The sequence below is a fragment of the Corynebacterium tuberculostearicum genome (assembly GCF_022347235.1).
In the GTDB taxonomy this organism is placed as follows: Bacteria; Actinomycetota; Actinomycetes; order Mycobacteriales; family Mycobacteriaceae; genus Corynebacterium; species Corynebacterium tuberculostearicum_F.
The window spans coordinates 1-593 of the sequence record NZ_JAKRDX010000057.1; the positions used below are offsets into that span (position 1 = coordinate 1).

The 593-nt window shown below is 54.0% G+C and carries 1 rRNA gene; it reads left to right on the forward strand.

Going from position 1 to position 593, the window contains the following annotated elements:
* A 5S ribosomal RNA gene (rrf, locus tag MHK09_RS11665) occupies positions 1-113 on the forward strand; the annotation flags it as partial.
* Between the last annotated feature and the right edge of the window lie 480 nt (positions 114-593).

Sequence of the window (593 nt, forward strand, 5' to 3'; positions counted from 1 at the left end):
TGGTCAATAGCTGCAGGGAAACGCCCGGTCCCATTCCGAACCCGGAAGCTAAGCCTGCACACGCTGATGGTACTGCAACCGGGAGGTTGTGGGAGAGTAAGTCACCGCCGACACCAAACAAAGAATAAACAATTCAATAAGCCCAAGAAAGGGAAGAGGACGGACAACCACCGTCCTCCTCCCTTTTTTCACGTTTTATGGAAGCCGTCGTTGCGCGACGACGCTTCGTCACACTCGTTCATTGCCCTTAGACATCGTTATGCTGCACGTGCTTGCCTGGGGGAGTAGTAGGCAACGAACCCTAAACCTTTGCTTTTACCCCCGCTGCCGGTTGTGGTGCGACTCTGGGGATCCCTGCGGATTTAGGATATCCTATTCGAACATAAACACCCCCACAGGGGACATATGTCCACTAGCCGGGATACTATAAAGGTACTCGTTAGAAAACACATACGAACCCTGTTCTTCTCTTCTGGAGTGCCCCGTCCATGACTGCCACACTCACCCAACCCGAACCAGATACCAGCCTCGACTACCCAGACACCCTCCTCATCGGCGACCACCCCGACACCGATCCCCTAGACGATGGTGAT